This window comes from Chitinophaga sp. (genome assembly GCF_039596135.1).
Classification (GTDB): Bacteria; Bacteroidota; Bacteroidia; order Chitinophagales; family Chitinophagaceae; genus Chitinophaga.
This window is the reverse complement of the sequence record NZ_JBCNKH010000023.1, coordinates 36,075-58,983: the sequence shown is the minus strand read 5'-3', so window position 1 is coordinate 58,983 and position 22,909 is coordinate 36,075. Positions and strand designations below refer to the sequence as shown.

The window sequence follows — 22,909 nt, the reverse complement described above, 5'->3', positions numbered from 1 at the left end:
ACCAACTTTTATTACTTAAACTTCAGGTTCAGCGAAATAATGTTCGACTGCAATCCACTACTTTGGGTATAGTGTCCATACCTTAATTCCAGCATATTAAAATGCTGTAACCCAAATACCCCATGTGGGGGTATCATACGTATACCCGCACCAAAGAAATGGCTGTCAAATGACGACAGGTCATAATTGCTGGTATAATATGTATCGGCACTGGTATGCGCCTGGTAATCCGCAAAGTATTTCGTACCCTGCTGGTGGGTATACCTGTAAAAAGGTGTGAGCGAATAGAACGGCGAAAGCTTTACAGATGTTTCAAGACTGGCAGTATGCGCATTGATGTTCCAGTTGTCATGGTAATAGCGATAATACCCTCTCAGTACCACCCTGTCTCCCAGAAAATAGTTTGCCCTGATGCCCAGCGGTATCTTCAGCCTGCTATCCGGTAGTTTCTCTACATGCACACTGTTGTCACTGAAGTACACCCTGTGAAAAGGCAGGCCCAGGTAGCCGGACTGGTAAATGACATCTGCCAGGAACATAAGCTGGAACCGGGAGTTCACGATCTGTGACCACGAGATGCTGCCACTGTAGGTTTTCCTGCCCGCGGTGGCGTAGTCATCATGTTCTCCATATCCACTACCATCTGTTCTTAACTCAATGGGGTAGATCAGTTTCAGGTTGTCCTGGTAGGTTTGCAGTTTAAGGGAGAATTCCCCCATTTTATTGCGTGTTTTCTGTGCAAACAGCAGGTTGGCCCCGATGGACTGGTAGTCAAATTCATGCGAGAAAGAAACTCCTGCACCAAAGGTGGTCCCCTTTTTATTCTCCATCTCCCACGATACGGAAGGATAAAAGCGGGTATCGGCAGCAGAGGCAGAGGAGATCGTTTTAGGATCTATCTTGTCAGACGAGGCAGAGCTGTAATGGTCAATGCCGAGTTCCACATTCCAGGTATGCTTACGGTCGTGCGTATCGTATTTGGAAAGTGTTACCTGTATGGAATTAGACAGGTCGGTCAGCTTTTGGGTGCCTATGCCACCCGTTACAGCAGCATGGTCCCCATCCTGGTGATAGTAGCTGGATACGATGTTGACTTCTTCCAGTTGTAATTTCCGGTTTTTGTAAGTGCCGGTATCGGCAGGTGTCTGGGCTTGCGCATACAATATACCTGCGAACATAGCCAGTATAGCGAGATTCAGTTTTTTCATACAGCCATTTTAGTTACAACCACATCCACCACCACTCTTGGCGCCGTTTGCCCCGGAGGCGCCTTCCCGGTAAGATTCGAAACTTAGTTCCGTCTTTTCCACTTTGCGGTTGCCCAGTGTCATTTCCCCATCATTCAGGCGGTTCTTCTGGTATTCTTTGACGGTGGTACAGGAAGCCAGCAGCGTAGCTGCAATGCTTGCCAACAGTACCAGTCTGCAGGTCGGTTTGATCATTGAAGTTGGATATTATCGGATGTAAATAATCTGTTCTGATCGTCGATGATAATACAGGCGACCTGGTTGATCTGGTTGATCATATTCAGGCCGGCCCTGATGCCCATGATCATAACGGGTGTGGCCATGGCATCGGCTATTTCAGCATTGGTGCTGATGATGGATACGCTTTTGATACCGGTAACAGGAAGCCCTGTTTTAGGATCAATGGTATGAGAATACTTTTTCCCGTCTATGATCACATACTTTTCATAATTTCCGGAGGTGGCTATGGCCTGGTCAGAGATGTTGAGATAAGAGAAGGGATGGTGTGTACTATCGGGATCGGCTATACCCACCGTCCATGGTTTATCCCCGGGTTGTACTCCCCAGGCAGTGAGGTCTCCGGCGGCGTTGACAATACCGCTGCGCACACCCCTGCGGCGCAGCAGTTGCTTAGCTCTTTCAGCGGCGTACCCTTTTCCTATCCCGCCAAAGCCAATGCGCATTCCTTTTTGCAGCAGCATGACTTTGTTCGATGCAATGTCTACGCTTATCTTCCGGTAATCAATCAGTCTGACCATCTCACGGGCGGTAGCCGGATCGGGCAGGGCCGTCATGTGCTGATCAAAGTTCCACAGGCGCTTATCTACAGAGCCATAACTCAGGTCAAAGGCACCTTGAGTAATACGGGATATTTTTTCTGCACGCAAAATCAGTTCGCAAACTTCCCTGTCTACAGTCACCGGCCGGATGCCTGCATAGCGGTTGATCAGGGATGTCTGGCTTTCTTCGTTAAAGGTGGTGAGCAGGTGTTCGATACGACGTATTTCATCAATAGCGGCATGAATATGTTCGGCGGCTTCCTGTTCATTTTCGCATACTACTGTCAGCTCAAAACGATTCCCCATGAGTTTCAGTACTTTCCGGTATACCTGTTCGGACAGGCATACCATATCATTTTCCTGCGGCATGACTGCTGTTCTTTAACTGGTCTACAAAACCTTCGGGAGTGGTATTTGGAAAGCCTTCCCAGGTCTTTAATACCTTTCCGTTTTCATCCAGTAATAGTGTGTAAGGAAAATGGCCTTCCGGGTTATACTTGTCTGCCAGGGCATCGTTTCGCTTTTGTTGTTCTTTGCTTAACTGGTTTTTCCGGGAACGGGGAAAATCTGCGTTGAGCAAAACCAGTTGCTGATTGGCAAAGGTGAGAAAGGCGTTGGTGTCAAAAATTTCATTTTTAAGCCGGATGCAGGGTCCGCACCAGTCAGACCCTGAAAAGTTCAGGAGTATGAGTTGGTGTTTGTCCGCTGCCAGCTGCCGGGCTTTATCAAAATCCGTTTCCCATGCAGGAGTGGCAAATGTCCATAGGCATGACAATGCAAGTAACAGTACTTTCATATAATTGGCGCCATTTTGCTTCCTTATCGAATGGCGGTACGAAGTAAACGGATAAGGTGTGAAAAGGGTGTTAAAGTGTTGAATTTAATAGGATTTTAAGAAATTTTTTTGTAAGGAATAAGGGAAGGGCTTTTTGTAAGCTGTGGGTAGCTGACAATCAGGGGGGAACCTGGCAAAACTGGGAATAAATTCTGGAGACAATCTGTACAGTTGGGGTGTTGTTAAAAAATACAAACTACTTGGTATTGCCAATCTCAGAAAAAATCAGCATTTTTGAAATATGGCATCAGATGCATTGAGGCATCAGGTGCATTGGATGCTGTAAATAGCACAATATGGCCCTGGAAGTGTAATGACTATACCCGTTATTCTGTTAATTATTTCCCCTAATATGAGAGTGCTTTCCCTATTATTCTACCTGTTCGTATTTGCACATTCCGCCCATGCGCAGTTTTTTGTGGCCGATAAAGGTGCCTGCCCCGGTGCCGGGGATGCAAAAAATACATTGAAGTTTGACACCTTATTTTATGCCCCTGACAAAGCAATGCCGTTTGACCGGTGTTTTGTGATGGTGGTACCTTACGCTCATCCCAAAGATGTGGTAGGTTTTGCCATATCCCCGGTAGATAAGGATGGTAAGCCCAACCCGAGAAGGAGGGATTACAATGCATTTATCAAAAGTGGTTTTCACACCAGGGCATCCCGTAAACAGGAGCGAAGAGAGTTCCCTTTCGACAGTTTCAGGAGCCAGTCTTTTGTGCGCATTTTTACCAGCCTTATACCCGGCGGTGATGAGAAAAATCCAACATTGATATTAAAAGTATCGCCACTGGACCCTGACAGGGAATACCGCATCTACCTGTTGTTGAAAGATACTAAGTCTGTAGAGCAGTTAATGGCCACCGGCGATATACTTTTTAATAGTTACAGGGAGGACGTTTTTACTCCCCCGGTATATGATTCGGCTGTAAAATCATATAAGCAATTTGAAAAGCAAAGAGCCAAAATGGGCGGAGCGCCTGACTTTGAAACGTTTGCTGCGCAGAATGGTCCGCTTGCCACCCGGGACATGGATAGTACGCTGAAGGATTTTAAAAAGAAATTTCCTCGAAACAAGTATCGTATTCTCCAATACCAGCACTATTATTTTGTAGACAGTACCGGCGGGTACCTGCCGCCAGACCCGCAGCTGACTTCCAGCCTGAACCGGCTAACGATTGCTGATAGTAGTGAGCTGCAACAGGTATCCCTGCTTACCTTAGTCCGGCATGCCGAAAATCTGCACCTGAAGGATGTAAATGGGGCGGATATAGTTCTGCAAAACCACACCTACCTCATTTACAGGGTTACAGAAGATTCTGTATTTACCAGCAAAGGATTTAATACACATCAGTTTGGGCCTGTCAATAAATTAGGAAAGGTTGCATTTGGCAATCCTGATAGTACAGGTATCTGCATTGCCTCCTGGCAACCGAAGGCAGATATCATGCCTGTGGAGGCTATCTCTTCCCTGTACGAAACTAAGGCAGCAAGCATGAGCAAAATCAAAGAGCAGGAAACATCCAATCTCTGCACCATGAATAAAGAGGCCCTGCAACTACTGATAAAAGCAGCGCTGGACTGTGATTGCGAAGAGGATGTGCGCAAAAATATTGTCGCTGAAAATGATACGATCAAAGCCTTGTCCATCCTATATAACGGGGATGCAGCAACGTTTAGGAATATTCTTTTGGGCATCTACTCTTTAGATAATATAAATAAAGAAACAGATGCAGATGAACTGAAACAAAGAATCAGTAACCTTGAAACGAGTATCAAGGTATTAAATAATGTGCGGGAGTATGTGTTGAAAGTAAGGGCAATAGCCCCGGCACACGAAGCAGTGCTGGCAGATCTAACGGATTGTATTGATAAGGAAAAGAAGCGTTATACCATCGTGAGCAAACAACTCAAAACAATTGCAAGTGCAGATGAGCATCTAAAAGAGCTCTACTTAAATCAGTTTAGTTTAGTACAATCAGTGCCGGTTTCAACAGCGTCATCCCAGGTACTGGAACTGACGAGTAGTGCCAAATTCAGGATCGTACCGGAATTTGGATTGGTATCAGTTTTTAAAACAGAGGGGAGTTTTGGCTTCCAGGATTTAGTTCCTTATTTAGGTTTTAATATCAACTTCAGGTCAATAGATAAAGACATACCTATGCGTTTTGTAAGATACAAGACCTGGCGCCATTACTTTTCGTTTGTAGCAGGGATTACGCTGCGTTCACTCGCTGTACAGGGTAAGCGGGAAGACTTTTTTGGAAATTCCAGTCTGCTCACCGGGTTGGGTTTACGCCTGAGTAACTATATTAAGTTGACCGGTGGCACCTTATGGTTCAAAGCCACAGATCCGAATCCTGTCAGTACCAACAAGCCTATCAGGATATTGCCTTATGCGGGTGTTTCGCTGGATCTTGAATTAAGAGAATTATTTGGTGGCGTAGCAAAAATCTTTACATTATGAAAAAATTACTGATAGTTATGGGCTGGCTGTCTTGTGTGGCCTGCTTTAAAGATAGTGCATATAACGATGTTAATCCTGATGATATCATCACGGTAAGTGCGGCAGCAGGGGAGGTACTGGCAGATGGTGTGGCCAGTGGCGAAGTCTCAGCAAAAATCAACAGCAATGCGGCCCAGGATAGGAGACAGGTGACATTTAAAACCAGTATAGGAAGTTTTAAAGGGGGCAGTGGGGATAGCATAGTGGTGAATGGGGATGCTGGTTTAGTGGCAAAGGCAGAGCTGGTGAGTACGATAGCCGGCGATGCGAAGGTGTCGGCTACTATCCGGGGAATCACTACTGCTGCTCCGGCTACTGTCAGTTTTGTCAGAGCTTTGCCTACCGGTATAAAAGTAGTGGTGGATTCATTTGTGATTTACAATGAATATAGTAGTGAAACACTGATCACGGCTACGATGACGGCAGGAAGTGGAAAACCCAGTAAGGGGCAGGTCGTTCATTTTAAAGTGACATTTGAAGATGGGGTGCCTGTGGGTACATTTCTGAATGGTATAGATAGTGTGGCCTGCGATGCCAGTGCAAAGGCACAGATCAGGTATTCTGCCGGGGAGTCTACCCGGTTGGGGAACCTGACGATTACGGCTAGTACGACTAACCAGGAGGGGCAGGTGATATCAGCTAATACTAAAATTTATCTCACTCAACACAATTAAATGATTTTTTATGGATGAAAAAGTTTTAGATGCGTTTTCGCACAAGCTCAATTTATTGAAGAAGGTAGTGAATGATATACTGGAACATGATGAGGTGTTGGCGGATTGGGAGGTGGATGTATTGAGTATTAAGTTTAAGGGGCATCCGGGGAGGTTTGAATTGAAGGGAGAGTTCAAGGCGCAGGGGCATGCTGATTTAGCTGTGGAGAGGGGGCCGGTTGCACTTAATGCGATTGTTTGTTTTGATGAGGATGGGCATCCTTATTTCTTTTCGGGGAATGTGTGTCCACGGCTGTGATGATGGATATACTTATATGTTTTTGGGGAATGTGTGTTTCTGTTTGTGATGATGGGAATCCTTATATGTTTTTGGGGAATGTGTGTTCATGTTTGTGATGATGGGAATCCTTATATGTTTTCGAGGAATGTATGTCCATGTTTGTGACGTCATATCAATAAATGATTGAAGCGGTTGTAAGGCTGCAGGTAGTCAGGCGCAAAAGTTTCGGGATCGTCCCGTAGCTTTTGCGCTTTCTTATTTGTGCCTGGTGATACTATAGCTATACTGCCATAAGTACACCATAAGTACATTAAAACTACATTTCTATATCGATTCGATATTGAAGTGTACTTTAAATGACGTATTAGTACTCATTTAGTGTTGAAGCTTCACTATAGTTTTGGTAAGAGTATTAATATTGATCTTATAAACCCCAAAATTGATTTTATGGCTATTGTTAAAGACAATATACTCCTCCAACTCGTCCGGGGTACGCTGGGCGATCAGATCACGATTTACGAGCGGAACGGGCAGATAATTATGGCGAAGAAACGCGGCCCGTCAAAGAAAAAGCCGACAAAGAAGCAGCTGGAAGCGCGGTATAAAATGCAGGTAGCGGCGGCATATGCCGTGGTGATCCTGGAAGATCCGGAGCTGAAGGCTTACTATAAGTCGCTGGCAGGCCCGGGGCAGAATGCATATAATATGGCGGTGAAGGATGCTTATCGGTCTCCTGAAGTGCAGAATATTAAATTTGAAGAAGAAACTGTAGTGGTAACTGCAAAAGATGAATTCAGGGTGGCAGAAGTGCAGGTGCGGATAGTGGATGCAGCTGGTGTTATACTCGAAAAGGGGGCAGCGGTTTTAGGCAGAAATGGTGTGGATTGGTATTATAAGGCGGCTAACCTGCCACCGGGGGGCAAAGTAATAGTGGTGGCGGTAGATTTACCGGGGAATGAAACGGTCAGGGAAGTGAGTTTGGAATAGCAATGATTATATTTGACAATGTAGAAGGCCACATGAATCTGGTAAAGGCTTTCATTAAATTCGTAATCGGCTGTGCACTGGAAAATAACAGGGCAGGCAAATTAAAAACAGCCTGTACAATCAATTGAACGACTCCCTGAATGCCAGTGGTGACATACCTGTTTTTGCTTTGAATATCCTGCTGAAAGACTGCGGATGTTCAAATCCCAACTCGTATGCAATCTCACTGACAGACAGGTTAGTAGTGGAAATTCTTTCCTTGGCAACTGCAATCAGTTTATCCTGGATATGCTGTTGTGTATTCCTGCCGGTAGCTATAGTCAGCAATGAACTGAGATAATTTCTGGAAAGATGCAATTTGTCTGCAATCTGCTGTACTGTTGGTATGCCGAAACTAAGCAGGTTTGCACTGGAGAATGCTTCATTAAGCAAATCATCCAATCGTGTCAGCACCTCGTGATTAGCGATTTTACGTGTCAGGAACTGACGGTGATAAAACCGGTTGGCATAGTTAAGCAAAGCTTCCAGGTGGTTAACAATAATATCCTGGCTAAATTTATCCATATTGGCCTGGTATTCCTGCTGCATGTTTTGTAAAAGTCCGACGATGATGGCCTCTTCCTTGTCAGATAAAAATAAGGCTTCATTGACTGAATAGTCAAAGAATTCATATTTCTTTATGCCTTTTGCCAATGGTGTATTCCATAGAAAGTCGGGGTGGATGAGCAGCATCCACCCCCTTACTTCATTGCTTTCACCTGCAGCATCCTGTCCCATGCCAAATACTTGTCCGGGAGACATAAAGTAGAGAATGCCTTCGTCAAAGTCGTACCGGCGTTGTCCGTATTTGAGATTCAGGTTAAAATTCCGTTTGAGCGCAATGCAGTAAAAATCAAATACCATCGATCTGGAAACTTCCAGAAATTCTTCATTGACAGCACTCAGTTGCAGTACGCTGATTGATGGGTGCATGGGTGGCGGAAATTTTCTGAGGCGATGCAGCTCACTGATAGAGTGGATATGAAAAGGTGAAGCGTTTTTCATATTGTAAATGTACGAATATTAGTGGCCCTGGAGTATACCTAATACCATCGCCATATTGCTTTGTACCCAATGCTCTACATATTTGCCATTTTCTAACCGGATAATCTCAATGGCTTCAAAACTCACGGGTTTGCCGGTACCGGGCACACCAAATAGATGGCTGCTGTGTATGCCGCTGATCGCTTTGTGCGTTACGACCAGGTCATTCTCGGCAACCTGTCGCAGGATGGTCACTTTAATGTCGGATAGTCCTGCATGTAAGGCATTAAGAAAGTGGTGAAAGCTCTCTTTACCATTTGGCATACCCGGTCTGGCAGCATGGTTGACTACCTGGTCGGAGACCAATTCATTCAACGCATCCATGTTATTTTGTTCGATACAGGCGGTGTCGAAATGCTTGATGATGGCTTTGTTTTTTTCTAAATCTGTAGTGGTCATAATTATGAATTATTTGACTACAAATTTCCGGTACAGGCAGGAAAGGGGATTAACCGGATGTAAGGAGTTTGTAACCGGATGTACGATGCATTTTCGTTACCTTTTTGCAATGCAAACTAAATCACCTACGCTATTAAGCAATGCAAACTAATTCGCCTACCAAAACAGTGCAAACTAATTCCCCTGCACTACCAAATAAAAACTATACAATACCTCCGTTGCAATCTGCCTGCATCTTTCCCGGTACACCTGCTCCTGTTCCGGCTTGCCATCTCCTGCTTTAGGATCCTCATAAGGCGTAGCCACCTTCAAAGAAGCCCCTGTTACAAAAGGACAATTATCATCTGCATGTGAACAGGTCATCACCGCAATAAAGTTACTGGTTGGATTAGGTGCATCCATATACTTCTTTGAAAAAGCAATTACTGCCGGTGCACCTTCTGCATAAACAATATTGTAATGCGGATTGGCAGCTGCTGCCGGTTGCCCGATTTCAAAACCAGCTTCCTGCAATGCTTTTATTGCATTGGGATTAAATGCTGTAATTTCTGTACCACCTGAGTAACTGCTAATACCCTTAATATTGTAGTATGTGGCTGCAGCCATTGCCCACAGCTGTCCCATATGACTGCGGCGGGAATTATGCGTACATATGTAAATAAGTGCTGCCTGTCCTTTCTCATGCAGGAGTAGACGTACCCCATCAGCAATTTTTTGCAGTTCGGTCCTGCGTTCAGGAGCAATCAGGTCAAAATCTTTTTCTACCTGTTTAAGATACTGTGTGATGGCGGGCAAAAGTTGTGCGTGCATAATTATTTATTTACCAGTAATATTTTTTCTTTAGCCAGAAAGCTACATTTACCAATGCAATCAGTGCCGGCACTTCTACAAGTGGACCAATCACTCCTACAAATGCCTGCCCGGAATTAATACCAAATACCCCAATCGCCACTGCAATCGCCAGCTCAAAATTATTGCCGGCTGCCGTAAATGCAATAGCCGCATTCCGGCTATAATCTGCGCCCATCGCACGTCCTAAAAAGAAACTAGCCATGAACATAATAATGAAGTACATAGCCAGGGGAACAGCAATCCGGGCTACATCAAATGGTATCTCCACGATCATTTGCCCCTTCAGACTAAACATCAGTACGATGGTAAACAACAGTGCAATGAGTGTAACAGGAGAGATAACAGGAATGAATTTCTCCTGGTACCATTGTTCCCCCTTTATACGAATCAGGCTATACCGGCTGATGATACCAGCAGCAAACGGTATGCCCAGATAGATACCCACACTACGTGCAATCTCACCTATAGAAACAGCTACAGTCGCCCCTTTTATACCCATTATGCCCGGTAACCATGTCAGGAAAATATAAGCATATACACTATATAATAACACCTGGAAGATGCTATTAAGTGCCACCAATCCTGCGGCATACTCCCGGTTGCCTGCTGCCAGCTCATTCCACACGATCACCATGGCAATACAACGGGCCAGCCCAATCAATATCAGTCCTGTCATATAAGCCGGCTGATCAGAGAGAAAGAGGACTGCCAATCCAAACATTAATAACGGACCAATCACCCAGTTGAGTAATAAGGAGGCAGATAGGATCTTCGTGTTTTGAAACACCTGTCCCATTTCTTCGTATCGCACCTTTGCCAAAGGAGGGTACATCATCAGTATCAGTCCAATGGCCAACGGTATATTGGTCGTGCCGGAAGAATATGAATTAATAAACTTTGATGAAGATGGAAAAAAATAACCGATACCCACCCCGGCGGCCATTGCCAGAAAGATCCAAAGAGTAAGGTACCGGTCGATGAAACTCAAACGTTTTCGCTGAGCTGGATTACAGTTTTGCATGTATGTAGGTTTATTAGCAGTATCTGGTTGCACAATCGAACATTCTCGGATTACAGTTTTGCATGTAAAATTTATTAACGGTATCTGGTTGCACAATCGAACATTTTCGGATTACAGTTTTGCATGTAAAAATTTATTAACGGTATCCGATTGCACAATCGAACACTTTCGGATTGCAGTTTTGCATGTATGTAGGTTTATTAGCAGTATCTGGTTGCACAATCGAATACTTTCGGATTGCAGTTTTGCATGTAAAATTTATTAACGGTATCCGGTTGCGCAATCGAACACTTTGGCTAAGCGCGATTCCAATAAAATTTATCAACAGCACCCAGGTGCACAACAAGGTTTCTCTGCAAAAACAGTAATGCTGTAAATACCACTACTCCCAGCCCGGAAAGCCGCTATCTCTGCAGCAGATAAATAATGACTCAATATATCATCCGGGATATAGATAGCCTTTTCCTTTTGCACCATCATATTCTTAAACCCATTGTCAGTAATTAACTGCAGGTATTGTTGCTTTTGAATAGCACCTGATACACAACCTGCATACATCTCCGCAGCCTCCTGTAGTTTACCCGGCAGCACGCCATCCAGCACAATATCAGAAATGCTGAAATGACCACCGGGTTTCAACACCCGGAAAACTTCCTTTATCACCCCATCTTTATTAGGCACCAGGTTCAGCACACAATTACTCACCACTACATCCGCCACATTTCCACCTACCGGCATCTTTTCAATATCCCCCTGTCGAAACTCCACATTATTATACCCGAGTTTGTCCGCATTGCTCCGGGCACGTTCTATCATAGCCGGTGTAAAATCAATGCCAATCACCTTACCAGTTTCACCCACTTCTCTTCTTGCAATAAAACAGTCATTGCCCGCACCTGAACCAAGATCGATAACAGTATTGCCCGGTTCAATCTTTGCAAACTGAGTCGGCAGTCCGCATCCCAGTCCGAGGTCCGCATCAGGAGTATATCCTTCCAGGTGACTATAGTCATCACTCATAATATTGTATACCTCTGTAGAACAGCCACCGGCACCACAACAGGAGGCCTGATTGGCCGCTTTATCCTGGGAAGCGATTTCACTGTATTTCTGTTTAACCAATTCCTTGAGTTGTTCATCCGTTTGCATAATAGAATTACATTATCGTATAATTGCAATATTGCGATAGGTGCGGGCAAAAAAAATCAGCAGCAACTGCTGTCATCAATTTTCACCTCACTGAAGAATGTATGAAAGACGTTTTTATACTGTTTCCAGACCTTAGGATCGATGCAATAGCATACACTGGGGCCTGTTACTGTCCCTTGAATAATCCCCGCGTTTTTGAGTTCTTTTAAGTGCTGCGAAGTAGTTGCCTGTGCAAGCCCGAGTTCTTCAACCAGGTCGCCCGTTACACAGGCGTTCTTTTTTACCAGGTATTGCAAAATAGCAATGCGGGCAGGGTGCCCTATCGCCTTCGCCATATTGGCAATATCATTTTGCTCTTTGGTAAATAAATCTGATTTCGTTAACCCCATATCGCAATATTACGATAATAATTCCGAATAAAGCAAATTTTTAAAAATCAGGCTGATGTTTCAACTTCAAATATTGGCGCCATCGCGTACCAATTTTTACAGCCAGTTCAGTGCCGTTGGTATGAACTATAACCCAATGACAAACAGTCCGTTAAATTTTCATTTCACATTTTTTTGGACACTGATTTCAGAGATTTGGATAATTCAGACTACACCCTTTTGCCCAATTTTACAATCTAAAAAATAATATTATGATACAAGCAAAAGGATATGCAGTACATAAAGCTAATGACAAGTTAGCGCCCTGGAATTTTGAAAGACGGGAAGTAGGCAATCACGATGTACAGATTGAAATTCTGTATTGTGGTGTTTGTCATTCCGATTTAGCACAAATCAATAACGAATGGTTTGAGGGTATTTTTCCAATGATACCCGGACATGAAATTGTAGGCCGGGTTGTAAAAGTAGGCGACCATGTTAAAAACTTCAAAGTTGGAGATTTAGCAGGAGTTGGAACATTAGTAAATTCCTGCGGACATTGTGAGCATTGCGAAGACGGTCTGGAAGTTTACTGCAAAGAAGGCGTTGTCGCAACTTACAATAATTTAGATAAATACAGAGATAATTTACCGACCTATGGCGGGTATTCCAACACTATCGTTACAGACGAAAAATTCACATTACACGTTTCCGAAAGTTTAAACCTTGCAGCAACCGCACCATTACTTTGTGCAGGAATCACGACTTATTCGCCATTAAAACATTGGAAAGTTGGCAAAGGACATAAAGTTGCGGTGCTCGGTTTAGGCGGATTAGGACATATGGCAGTTAAATTTGCCGTTGCCTTAGGTGCAGAAGTTACCGTTCTCAGCACCTCCCCGAAAAAAGAAGCCGATGCAAGAAAATTAGGCGCAACAAACTTTGTGGTTACTAAAAATATCGCCGAAGTCGAAAAAGTAAAATCATCTTTCGATTTTATTGTGGATACCGTTAGTGCAGAACACGATTTCGATTTCTATCTTTCTCTCTTAAAATTAAATGGTGTTCATATTTGCGTAGGCATTCCTCCAAAAGGTCTGGAAGTTAAAAACGTTGGTTTGTCATTGCAATTAGGGCGTAGAAGTGTTGTAGGCTCCGCAGTCGGCGGCATTCCCGAAACACAGGAAATGCTCGATTTCTGTGCTGCACACAACATTACGGCAGAAATTGAAATGATTAAGATGAAAGATATTCATACTGCCTTTGAAAGAATGGAAAAAGGGGATGTGCATTATCGTTTTGTAATTGATATGGCAACTTTGTAAACCAAAAGCCACAGATGCACAGATAGTTCAAATCTATTTTTCATCTGTGGTGTTTTTTTATATTACTTAGCGGTGCTGTGAAACTCACTTGACGACACTTACCCGTTTATCCCTTTTGGCTGTTTCTTTTCCCCAATCGGCAATGGCATTTAGCAAGGGAATAAGCGTTTTCCCAAATGCTGTTAATTGATATTCCACCTTCAAAGGCGGTTTGGTTGTGTAAACGGTGCGTTTAATCAATCCGTCTTCTTCCAACTCTTTCAGTTGAAGACTTATGGTCCGTTCTGTAACCATTGAAAGTTCTTTTCTCAATTCATTATAACGTTTTTTTTCGATCAAATGAAGGAGAATTACGGCTTTCCATTTTCCACCTATATAATTCATTGTCAGGCTTGTGCTACAAGGAAACTGTTTGTTGTCTATACAATAATGCATCGGATACTATCTATTTTGACCGTTCTTGCAAAGATAATATACTATAGTTAGTTTTGCAACTATAAAAAGTATAGTATTAAAAATTTAGAAAATGAGTTTTTTAGACCTTGCAAAAAACAGATATACCACGAAGAGGTATAATACAAACGAAAAAATTGCTGACGAGAAAATACAGCAGTTAAAAGAGATTTTACGGTTAAGCCCGTCATCTATCAATAGCCAACCCTGGAAGTTTATTTTTGTTTCGGACGAAAAAACAAAACAGGAATTGGCTCCTGTTTCTTATCACAACGAGCAGAAAATTAAAGAAACAAGCCACTTGATTGTGTTTAGCGCGATTGACAGCGTTGAAAAATTTGAAGAACAAATCCAACAAAATTTGCCCGAAGGCGCTGTCAATTATTATAACACTTTTCTGAAACCCTTACCCGAAGCTGCAATCAAATCCTGGTTACAACATCAGGTTTATCTCTCGCTTGGATTTTTTCTTTCGGCTTGTGCCAGTCTGGAAATTGACAGCACACCAATGGAAGGAATTAAAACCGAAGAGTATGATAAAATCCTGCAATTGAACGGATATAAAACGCTGTTTGCCGTTGCTATTGGTTACAGAAATTCAGAAGACACCAATCAGCCATCAGTTAAACCGAAATCCCGTTTAGCAATAGAACAAATTATTCAATCAATTTAAGAAGAAATGAAAGGACTATTTATTGCAGGTATTACTGTATTGGCGAGCATTACATCAAGTGCGCAGGGAGTAAAAAAAGATTTACCAACCAGCAACAGCAGCAGTAGTGTTTTGGGAGAAAAAGTGCAGTCAGAAGTTTTTGCAACAGTTGGGCAGTCCGTTGGCAACATTGCTTTCACATATCAAGGCGATATGGTGTATAGTCACCACCCATTTTTCAATCCGACTTTTCGGGTGGTAAAATACAACGACAAAACGAAAACGACTACGCCATTTCCAAACAAAGAATGGAATACGCCACGGGAAACAGACGACCATTATTTAAGCAATGTTTTGGGAATCAGGAACGATGAAAACGGCATTGTCTGGATGTTGGATATGGGACAACGCAATCCTGTTACGCCTAAAATTGTCGGTTGGAATACCATTACAGACAAGTTGGAACGTATTTATTATTTGCCTGCAACATCACTTGCACCAACGTCACAACCTAATGATATGGTAGTTGATACCAAACATGGCGTTTTTGTGATTGCAGACGAAGGAATTGGAAATGGTGGTAATGGAAGTGCTGCAGCGTTGATTGTGGTTGATATGAAAACGGGAACCACAAGACGTTTATTAGAAGGTTCACGAACTACCTTGCCCGAAAATACGCCGACAGTTATCAAGGGAAAGCCGCTGGCGGTAAACGACAGAAATCTTTTAGTGGGTTGTGACGGAATCACGGCGGATAAAAATTTTGAATGGCTGTATTATGCACCGTTGAACGGTAGTAAAATGTATCGTACGAAACTTACCGACCTGCTGAACGAAAATTTGACCGAGACTGAATTGGACAAACGAATAGAAACTTATTCCGGCAAACCCAACAATGGCGGATTAAGCATTGATAATGACGGCAACTTATACCTGACCGCAATGGAAAGTAACAGCGTAGTGGTTATTCTTGCCAAAGACAGAAGCGTGCACAACATTGTCACCGACGAGAAATTGCTTTGGGCTGATGGGGTTAGTTACAACGTTGCAGATGGTTATATGTATGTTTCGGCGGCGCAGGTTCATTTGGGCGCAGTCTTCAATAATGGGAAAAGTTTAGCAACAGCTCCATTCTATATTTTTCGGTTCAGGCCCCTGACAAAAGGAGTTCCTTACAGGTAAGATACTGACCGGAAATTGTTCTATAATAATTGAAACAAAATTCTTTACAGAAAATGTTAGTGCAGAAATGGAAACAGCTCAAGATATGCCTGCCTGCAGAATAGGGCGCCCCGAAGATATCGCAAAATCTGCGTTGTTCCTTGCTTCGCCTGATTCAGATTACATACACGGAACAGTATTGTTAGTCGATGGCGGTTTGACACTTTAATACAGGAAAATACAACGCCAGGAGCCACATTAAGCAAGTAAGATCAGGAAATCAGGAAGTGGCTGTTCCCGAATATATGCAGCAGCTTCCCGCGGGCAGAGTAGGTTATCCCGAAGATATTGCCAACGCTGCATTATTCCCTGCCACTTCCTATTCCGCTTATATGCACGGTGCAAGTTTGGTAATTGATGGTGGAATGACATCGCAATAAAAACAGAAAGGTTAAATACTTTGATAATTTCTTTTGTGAACCTTACAAAAACGCCAAATAGAAATAATTATTAAATTAGTAACAATGAAAGAACAAAGTAAACCATACCACGTTAAGAGCATACTGGAAGAGCAATCGTTTTGGGGCGTGTCTAAACCAATGCACCCTTTAGTAAGTATTTACCGATACAATGGAGATGTAAAACCACAACCAACACTACCCGAATACCGTACTTTTGGTTTCTATGCTATTTCAATCAAAAAGAACTACGCAGGAAAGTTCAAATATGGACAACGCTATTACGATTTTGATTCCGGGGTAATGACATTTATTGCACCCAACCAGGTATTGGCTTTCAAACAAGGTGATGTGTTGCCCCCCGAAGGTTTAGTCTTACATTTTCATCCCGACCTCCTGGCAGGCTATCCATTGTCAAAGACCATAAAAGGGTATAGTTATTTTTCTTATGAAGTAAATGAGGCGTTACATTTATCCGAACAGGAAGAAGAAATTTTGGAAAATATTTTCAAAAACATTGAAAGAGAGTACCACAATAATATAGATAAATACAGCCAGGATGTAATAGTGGCTCAAATTGAATTGCTATTGCAGTATAGTAATCGTTTTTACAATCGTCAATTCATTACAAGGAAAATCGTTAACGATGAAATTTTAATTCGATTAGAAAATGTTTTGACTGATTGTTTCACTGATGAAAATCTATCTGAAAATGGCTTGCCAACTGTTCAATTTATTTCAGAACAACTCAATGTTTCGCCCAATTATTTATCAGATATGTTGCGTAGCATTACCGGGCGAACCACGCAGCAGCATATTCACGACAAACTCATTGAAAAAGCCAAAGAATTACTGACTGTAACCAATTTATCCGTATCCGAAATTGCGTATCAATTAGGTTTTGAATATCCACAATCATTCAACAAACTGTTTAAAAAGAAAACCGACATTTCTCCGTTGGAGTTCAGACAGTCATTCAAATAAACAAGTAGCAGTTTTTGCTTTTCTAACTTTTTTATCAAAACGAGCATTGTATCTCGCTGCAGAACTAATATTCCCGGGTAAGCGTAATATTCTCTGTCTTACCCAGAATCAGTGGCGTTCGCTCAATAATCACATTATTATCATCCAATCCATACGCTTTGTCATCAGGCAGGCTGAGCCTGTCCAGTATAAAATGCAACCTCATAATCATATTATCCCATAAGGACAGGCTATTTTCTACTGACAGGAAGCTTTTTAGTATAACGAAACGAAAATCACCCAGTATATTCCCGCTTTCAGCATCAAAATATTTACTCTCTATTTTCAGTTCATTATTTTTGACCATTTCAAATACCACCTTCTTAAAAAGAATATTAATGCGAGGCACAATCCTGAAACCCAGCGTGAATTTAACATATATGACCTCTTCCGGTTCTATAATGCGTGAAGTATAAGTTGCTGTATAAGGCTTATCATCCACTTCTACATGAATAAACCAATAAATGTCCGCTCTTTTCGGTTGCTGATGTAATATGGAACTTATTGCACGATCCTCTACCTTATCTGGTTTTTCCGCCATGGTAAAATACACTAAGTGCGTAGCATACTTCGGTACTTCCATATCGTTACTCAATATTCTCAGCGTAGGAATATACTTGTTAAGATCAACCAATCGTTTGTACCGGGCCTTTAGATTTTTACCTGCAAACCATATATACATAATAATAATCAGCGCGAGACCAATCACCAGCGAAATCCAGCCTCCGTGCGCAAACTTGGCAAGATTAGCCACCAGGAAAGTAACTTCAATCCAGATAAAAACAAGAAATACCAGCAAAACAAGGGGCTTGGGAACTCGTTGGGTATACAGGTAAAAACTCAATAAGACGGTAGTCATCAGCATCGTAACTGTAACGGACAGACCGAATGCGGCCTCCATATTTGAAGACTCCTTAAAGTGCAGTACCATTCCTATACAGCCCAGCATCATCAGCCAATTAATGGAAGGAACATACACCTGCCCTCTCATATCTGTGGGAAATTCTACCCGGAGTTTCGGCCACACATTAAGCCTTATCGCCTCGTTAAAAAGAGTAAACGTTCCCGTAATCAATGCCTGGCTGGCAATAATGGTCGCGGCTGTAGCGATAATGATACTCGGAATTAAAAACCACTGGGGCACCAATCCATAAAAGGCATCGATCGCGGTAAGATGCTGCCCCTGGTATTTCAATAACAACGCCGCTTCACCAAAATAACAGAGCAATAAGGCCATTTTAATAAAAATCCAGGCCACCTGGATATTGCGCCTACCTACATGACCCATATCCGCGTATAAAGCCTCTGCGCCGGTAGTACATAGAAATACGCCCCCCAGCACCCATAGGCCCCCCGGATAGTTGACTACCAGATCATAGGCATACATTGGATTGATAGCCTTCAAAACATATAAATTGCCGGAAAGATTCGTAATTCCGAGAATGGCAATCATGCCAAACCAGATCACCATAGCCGGACCAAAGAAAACGCCGATACGGTTCGTGCCGGATTGCTGAAATAAAAACAACACCACCAATATCCCGATCGTGATTGGCATGATGGGGACACTGGGATTGAGTACCTTGAGACCTTCCATAGCAGAAGTAACCGAAATAGGAGGCGTGATGAGGCTGTCGGCAATCATAAAACTACCCCCGATAATAGCGGGCCACAACACCCATTGGCCATACCTGCGGATAAGGGCATACAGGGAGAAAATCCCGCCTTCGCCATTATTGTCCGCCCGCATGGTAATGAGCACATATTTTAAGGTGGTTTGGAAAAACAGAGTCCAGAATATTGCAGAAACACCACCAAAGACTAATGTTTCAGATATGACTTTTTCTCCGATTATTGCTTTAAACGTATACAGCGGGGAAGTTCCCAGGTCTCCAAAAACAATTCCCAGGGCGAGTAGTACCCCTCCCCATTTGAATTGATTGCTGATGTGACTGGCTGGAGCATGAGATAGGTTACTCATAGTTGTTTACAAGGACTAGAATTAAAAATATCTGCAATGTAATTCTATTAACTTAAAATAAGTGCTAACATACTACCACCAGTTGTTGAATAACCACTAAAAGTAGTACCCTTACAACTATAAGTGGTAGCCCATTTTCGAATGCTGGCAACGAGGAATATACCTTTGCCCTGTCGACAAAATAAAACAAAAAAGATACGCAATATGGAAACTACGATTATTGGTAACAAAATTGCCAAAGCACGAAAAGCGATGAATATGTCTCAGGCACAGCTTGCCCAACATTTATTTATTAGCCAGCAGGCAGTAGGAAAATGGGAGCGTGGTGAATCAATGCCAGACATCACTACTTTTAACCGGCTCGCCGAAATCCTGGGCGTTGACCTTAATTACTTTGCAGATAGCACCGAACCCGCGAACGATGATGAACCCACCCCTAAAAGCGAGCAACCAGTACAGGAGGCCAACAACCTCTCACGTTCTGAAGAGCGCCAGGTACCCATCAACCTCACGGCAGTAGACCTGCAGGGTAGCGATTTCGCAGGTGTTATATTGCACAACGGAAAATTCAAAGCAAGTCCATTGCGCGGGGCCAACTTTGCCGGTGCTGACCTGACCGGTAGCTCCTTTGAGGCCATTGATGCGCACGAAGCCAATTTTGATGGTGCAAATCTGACAGACTGCAATTTTTCCATGACTGACCTTACAGATGCAAGCTTCCGCAAATCCATCCTTGTACGCACCACCCTGAGCCTATCGGGACAAGGTGCGAAGTTCACAGACGTGAATATGGTCGATGTGAACCTGACCAAAACTGACCTCAGAAAAACAATCTTTGAGAACTGCATCTTTAACGGTGTCGATTTCAATTATTGCGATCTGCGGGGAATTTGTTTCGATGGGCAGACCTTTACTGGCGTCAGGTTCGACAAGTCCGCGCTGAACGACGTTTCGTTTAAGGGGGCGACACTCAGGAACGTGTCATTCACGCTGCCTTTTTCCATCACCAGTAAATCTTACCGTGCCTTCAAAACCGTTTCATTCGATGGGGCAAAAATGGATAAACTAACCTACGCTGCACTTAAAGGGTTATGGGTTCCGGATTTATCAAAAGTTATCATCATTTAAACCAGGCAGAAATGAATATACCAAACAAGGCTATCCAGGTAAAAGGGCTGCAAAAGTCATACAAGCAGCTTCATGTTCTGAAGGGGGTAGATTTCGAAGTGGAAAAGGGCAGCATTTTCGCCCTGCTCGGCGCCAACGGTGCTGGTAAGACAACTATTGTCAAAATACTCAGTACACTACTCCGGCAAGATAGCGGAAATGCCATCGTCAATGGGTTCGATGTTACATTACATCCGGATAACGTGCGCGCTTCGATCAGTCTGACCGGTCAGTTTGCCGCTGTAGACGAAATACTCACCGGCCGGGAGAACCTGGTTATGATTGCCCGGCTACGGCATCTCAGGCATCCGCGGCAAGTAGCCGGCGATCTGCTTAAACGCTTTGGCCTGAGCGATGCTGCTGACCGCAGGGTGGCTACTTATTCAGGCGGTATGCGCCGCCGGTTGGATATCGCTATGAGCCTCGTGGGCAATGCGCAGCTTATTTTCCTGGATGAGCCAACCACAGGGCTTGATCCCGAAGCCCGTCTTGAAGTGTGGAAGATCATCAAAGAGCTTGCCGCCAGTGGCGTAACGGTATTGCTCACCACCCAGTACCTGGAAGAAGCTGAGCAGCTTGCAGACAGGATCGCCATTCTCGATCAGGGCAGGATCATCGTAAGTGGTACGCTCGCAGATCTGAAAAAGCTGTTCCCGCCGGCAAAAGTGGAGTACATTGAAAAACAGCCCACACTGGAAGAAATATTCCTGTCAATCATTGGTAAAAAACAAAACAACTAAAAAATGGAGACGATCATCATAAAGAACTATTTTCTAAAGGATATGGGTGTTATGCTTGGACGTTCCATGCGCCATATCTTCCGCAGCCTGGATACCATCATTACGGTTACCATCATGCCTATTGCCATGATGCTGCTCTTCGTCTATGTGCTGGGCGGCGCCATTCATACCGGCACGGATAGCTATATAAATTACCTGTTGCCGGGTATACTGCTGATTGCAGTTGCTAACAGTATCGGCTATGTGTCTTACCGCCTGTTTTTAGATAAGCAGCGTGGCATATTCGAACGTTTCCATTCCATGCCCATTGCACGTTCAGCTGCGCTGTGGGGGCATGTGCTTACAGCGTTGGTGTCTAATGCGCTTTCGCTTGTTGTAGTGGTGCTTGTGGCGCTCATCATGGGTTTTCGTTCGCCGGCAGGTGTATTGTCATGGCTCGCAGTGGCTGGTATACTCGCACTGTTTACATTGGCCCTGACCTGGATCGCCGCCATTGCCGGGTTGTCTGCAAAATCGGTGGATGGTGCAGGTGTGATTGCTTATCCAATTCACTTTCTGCCGCTCATTAGTTCGGCGTTTGTGCCTACCGGGACCATGCCGGGCCCTGTGCGCGCCTTTGCCGAAAATCAACCGGTAACGCCAATAGTGAATGCCATACGCGCCCTGCTTTCTAACCAGCCGGTGGGCAAGGAATTAGGGGTTGCCCTTGCATGGTGCGCAGCTATTATGATGATGGCCTATATTCTTGCCACAGGCGTGTATAAGAAGCGGGCGTAAGTGAATTCACGACAAGTTCAGTTTCAATAACCCAAAGGGAAAGTCAGACCCTTTGGGTTGTCGCTACCCGAACTAATTAAACGAAGCCCTAAACTCCACCGGCGACTGATTCGTTTTACTTTTAAACAACCTGCTAAAAGTTTGCGAATGCTCAAACCCCAGCTGATAAGCAATCTCACTGACAGATAAATCTGTCGTAGACAACTTTTCTTTCGCCTTTTCGATCAGCTTATCCTGAATATGCTGCTGCGTACTTTGCCCCGTCAGTATTTTAAGCATCCTGCTCAGGTAAGCAGCAGACACATTTAACCTGCCGGCAATCAACTGAACGGAAGGTAATCCACCCGTAGTTAATTCCCCCTTATTGAAATAGTCATCAATTACTGCTTCGAGGCGGTTTAGCAGCTGATGATTCGCTTTCTTGCGCGTAATAAACTGCCGGTGATAAAACCGTTCTGCATAACTCAGCAAAGTTTCCAGATGTGCAATCACAATACCCTGACTAAAATGGTCAATGTTTGAATAATACTCCTGCCGGATATTCTGTACGATCGTGTTGATAATATTTTCTTCCTTATCCGAAAGGAACAGTGCTTCATGCACAGAATAGTTAAAGTATTCGTACCGTTTGATCGTTTTGGCCAATGAAGTATGCCAGAGAAAATCGGGATGAATGAACAGGATCCAGCCCGAATGTCTGGCAGCAGTATCCTGGATTGCCTCAATTTTTATTACCTGGCCGGGCGCTGTAAACAACATCACGCCTTCATCAAAGTCATATTTTTGCTGACCATATGTTATTTTTAAACCCGCAGTTTCCTTTTTGATAGCTATGGAGTAACCGTCAAATGCAATACCTGCCGGCATAGCCGGGATATTGATCGTACTATAATCGATCACACTCACCAGGGGATGCTCCGGCTGTGGTAACCCACAAGACCTATGCAGGTCTGTGATCGTTTTAAAATGCATTAATTTAGATGAAGACATTT

At 43.6% G+C, this 22,909-nt stretch carries 25 protein-coding genes; 12 read left to right on the top strand and 13 right to left on the bottom strand.

Annotation, left to right across the window (positions count from 1 at the left end; translation table 11 throughout):
* Positions 1-11: 11 nt before the first annotated feature.
* The 4 genes from ABDW16_RS15345 to ABDW16_RS15330 are packed head-to-tail and all read right to left on the bottom strand — an operon-like array spanning position 12 to position 2,822.
* A complete protein-coding gene (locus ABDW16_RS15345; RefSeq protein WP_343670851.1) occupies positions 12-1,208 on the bottom strand; it encodes a DUF3570 domain-containing protein in 1,197 nt (398 codons plus the stop codon).
* 9 nt (positions 1,209-1,217) lie between these two features.
* A complete protein-coding gene (locus tag ABDW16_RS15340; RefSeq protein ID WP_343670849.1) occupies positions 1,218-1,442 on the bottom strand; it encodes a DUF4266 domain-containing protein in 225 nt (74 codons plus the stop codon).
* On the bottom strand, positions 1,439-2,395 hold the full coding sequence (locus ABDW16_RS15335) for an FAD:protein FMN transferase (RefSeq protein WP_343670848.1): 957 nt from the start codon (positions 2,393-2,395) through the stop codon (positions 1,439-1,441). The genes ABDW16_RS15340 and ABDW16_RS15335 overlap by 4 nt, the downstream gene beginning before the upstream one ends.
* Complete coding sequence (locus tag ABDW16_RS15330) at positions 2,379-2,822, bottom strand: thioredoxin family protein (protein WP_343670847.1); 444 nt, start codon at positions 2,820-2,822, stop codon at positions 2,379-2,381. The genes ABDW16_RS15335 and ABDW16_RS15330 overlap by 17 nt, the downstream gene beginning before the upstream one ends.
* Before the next feature lie 391 nt (positions 2,823-3,213).
* Between ABDW16_RS15330 and ABDW16_RS15325 the strand changes: the two genes are divergently transcribed.
* From ABDW16_RS15325 to ABDW16_RS15310, 4 genes are all read left to right on the top strand, one after another.
* The gene (locus tag ABDW16_RS15325) at positions 3,214-5,328 is read left to right on the top strand and encodes a hypothetical protein (protein ID WP_343670846.1); all 2,115 of its coding nucleotides are present in this window, start codon (positions 3,214-3,216) and stop codon (positions 5,326-5,328) included.
* Positions 5,325-6,041, top strand: coding sequence for a hypothetical protein (locus tag ABDW16_RS15320; RefSeq protein WP_343670845.1), 717 nt, complete (start codon positions 5,325-5,327; stop codon positions 6,039-6,041). Before ABDW16_RS15325 ends, ABDW16_RS15320 begins: the two co-directional genes overlap by 4 nt.
* A 10-nt stretch (positions 6,042-6,051) precedes the next feature.
* Positions 6,052-6,339: a hypothetical protein gene (locus ABDW16_RS15315; protein ID WP_343670844.1), complete on the top strand. Its 288-nt coding sequence runs from the start codon at positions 6,052-6,054 to the stop codon at positions 6,337-6,339.
* A gap of 429 nt (positions 6,340-6,768) precedes the next feature.
* A complete protein-coding gene (locus tag ABDW16_RS15310) occupies positions 6,769-7,308 on the top strand; it encodes a hypothetical protein (RefSeq protein WP_343670843.1) in 540 nt (179 codons plus the stop codon).
* A 120-nt stretch (positions 7,309-7,428) separates the two neighbouring features.
* Here the strand turns inward: ABDW16_RS15310 and ABDW16_RS15305 are convergent, their stop codons facing one another.
* From ABDW16_RS15305 to ABDW16_RS15280, 6 genes are all read right to left on the bottom strand, one after another.
* The gene (locus ABDW16_RS15305; protein ID WP_343670842.1) at positions 7,429-8,352 is read right to left on the bottom strand and encodes a helix-turn-helix transcriptional regulator; all 924 of its coding nucleotides are present in this window, start codon (positions 8,350-8,352) and stop codon (positions 7,429-7,431) included.
* 18 nt (positions 8,353-8,370) lie between these two features.
* Positions 8,371-8,790: an ester cyclase gene (locus ABDW16_RS15300; protein ID WP_343670841.1), complete on the bottom strand. Its 420-nt coding sequence runs from the start codon at positions 8,788-8,790 to the stop codon at positions 8,371-8,373.
* Positions 8,791-8,964: 174 nt separating this feature from the next.
* Entirely contained in the window at positions 8,965-9,600 is a 636-nt protein-coding gene (locus tag ABDW16_RS15295; protein ID WP_343670840.1) for a protein-tyrosine-phosphatase, read from the bottom strand.
* Between the two features lie 10 nt (positions 9,601-9,610).
* The gene (gene arsB / locus ABDW16_RS15290) at positions 9,611-10,663 is read right to left on the bottom strand and encodes an ACR3 family arsenite efflux transporter (RefSeq protein WP_343670839.1); all 1,053 of its coding nucleotides are present in this window, start codon (positions 10,661-10,663) and stop codon (positions 9,611-9,613) included.
* A 321-nt stretch (positions 10,664-10,984) separates the two neighbouring features.
* Positions 10,985-11,812, bottom strand: coding sequence for an arsenite methyltransferase (locus ABDW16_RS15285; protein ID WP_343670838.1), 828 nt, complete (start codon positions 11,810-11,812; stop codon positions 10,985-10,987).
* Between the two features lie 56 nt (positions 11,813-11,868).
* Positions 11,869-12,201, bottom strand: coding sequence for a metalloregulator ArsR/SmtB family transcription factor (locus ABDW16_RS15280; protein WP_343670836.1), 333 nt, complete (start codon positions 12,199-12,201; stop codon positions 11,869-11,871).
* A 251-nt stretch (positions 12,202-12,452) separates the two neighbouring features.
* On the opposite strand from ABDW16_RS15280, the gene ABDW16_RS15275 reads away from it, so the two are divergent.
* Positions 12,453-13,505: an NAD(P)-dependent alcohol dehydrogenase gene (locus ABDW16_RS15275; RefSeq protein WP_343670834.1), complete on the top strand. Its 1,053-nt coding sequence runs from the start codon at positions 12,453-12,455 to the stop codon at positions 13,503-13,505.
* Positions 13,506-13,589: 84 nt separating this feature from the next.
* Here ABDW16_RS15275 and ABDW16_RS15270 read toward each other — a convergent pair whose 3' ends face one another.
* On the bottom strand, positions 13,590-13,889 hold the full coding sequence (locus ABDW16_RS15270; protein ID WP_343670832.1) for a winged helix-turn-helix transcriptional regulator: 300 nt from the start codon (positions 13,887-13,889) through the stop codon (positions 13,590-13,592).
* A 142-nt stretch (positions 13,890-14,031) separates the two neighbouring features.
* On the opposite strand from ABDW16_RS15270, the gene ABDW16_RS15265 reads away from it, so the two are divergent.
* The 4 genes from ABDW16_RS15265 (at position 14,032) to ABDW16_RS15250 (ending at position 17,213) form a co-directional block, all read left to right on the top strand.
* A complete protein-coding gene (locus ABDW16_RS15265; RefSeq protein ID WP_343670830.1) occupies positions 14,032-14,631 on the top strand; it encodes an NAD(P)H-dependent oxidoreductase in 600 nt (199 codons plus the stop codon).
* A 6-nt stretch (positions 14,632-14,637) separates the two neighbouring features.
* Positions 14,638-15,792: an L-dopachrome tautomerase-related protein gene (locus ABDW16_RS15260; protein ID WP_343670829.1), complete on the top strand. Its 1,155-nt coding sequence runs from the start codon at positions 14,638-14,640 to the stop codon at positions 15,790-15,792.
* 266 nt (positions 15,793-16,058) lie between these two features.
* Positions 16,059-16,211: an SDR family oxidoreductase gene (locus ABDW16_RS15255; RefSeq protein ID WP_343670828.1), complete on the top strand. Its 153-nt coding sequence runs from the start codon at positions 16,059-16,061 to the stop codon at positions 16,209-16,211.
* An 84-nt stretch (positions 16,212-16,295) separates the two neighbouring features.
* Positions 16,296-17,213 carry a helix-turn-helix transcriptional regulator gene (locus tag ABDW16_RS15250; protein WP_343670827.1) on the top strand — a complete coding sequence of 306 codons (918 nt, stop codon included), beginning with the start codon at positions 16,296-16,298 and terminating at the stop codon, positions 17,211-17,213.
* A gap of 64 nt (positions 17,214-17,277) precedes the next feature.
* On the opposite strand, the gene ABDW16_RS15245 is transcribed toward ABDW16_RS15250, so the two are convergent.
* On the bottom strand, positions 17,278-19,233 hold the full coding sequence (locus ABDW16_RS15245; RefSeq protein WP_343670826.1) for a KUP/HAK/KT family potassium transporter: 1,956 nt from the start codon (positions 19,231-19,233) through the stop codon (positions 17,278-17,280).
* 204 nt (positions 19,234-19,437) lie between these two features.
* Between ABDW16_RS15245 and ABDW16_RS15240 the strand changes: the two genes are divergently transcribed.
* Genes ABDW16_RS15240 through ABDW16_RS15230 form a run of 3 tightly spaced genes read left to right on the top strand, consistent with a single transcriptional unit; the run spans position 19,438 to position 21,917 of the window.
* Positions 19,438-20,361, top strand: coding sequence for a pentapeptide repeat-containing protein (locus tag ABDW16_RS15240; protein ID WP_343670825.1), 924 nt, complete (start codon positions 19,438-19,440; stop codon positions 20,359-20,361).
* Positions 20,362-20,372: 11 nt separating this feature from the next.
* The gene (locus ABDW16_RS15235) at positions 20,373-21,140 is read left to right on the top strand and encodes an ATP-binding cassette domain-containing protein (protein WP_343670823.1); all 768 of its coding nucleotides are present in this window, start codon (positions 20,373-20,375) and stop codon (positions 21,138-21,140) included.
* Positions 21,141-21,143: 3 nt separating this feature from the next.
* Complete coding sequence (locus ABDW16_RS15230) at positions 21,144-21,917, top strand: ABC transporter permease (RefSeq protein ID WP_343670822.1); 774 nt, start codon at positions 21,144-21,146, stop codon at positions 21,915-21,917.
* Between the two features lie 72 nt (positions 21,918-21,989).
* On the opposite strand, the gene ABDW16_RS15225 is transcribed toward ABDW16_RS15230, so the two are convergent.
* Entirely contained in the window at positions 21,990-22,907 is a 918-nt protein-coding gene (locus ABDW16_RS15225; RefSeq protein ID WP_343670820.1) for a helix-turn-helix transcriptional regulator, read from the bottom strand.
* Positions 22,908-22,909: the final 2 nt, after the last annotated feature.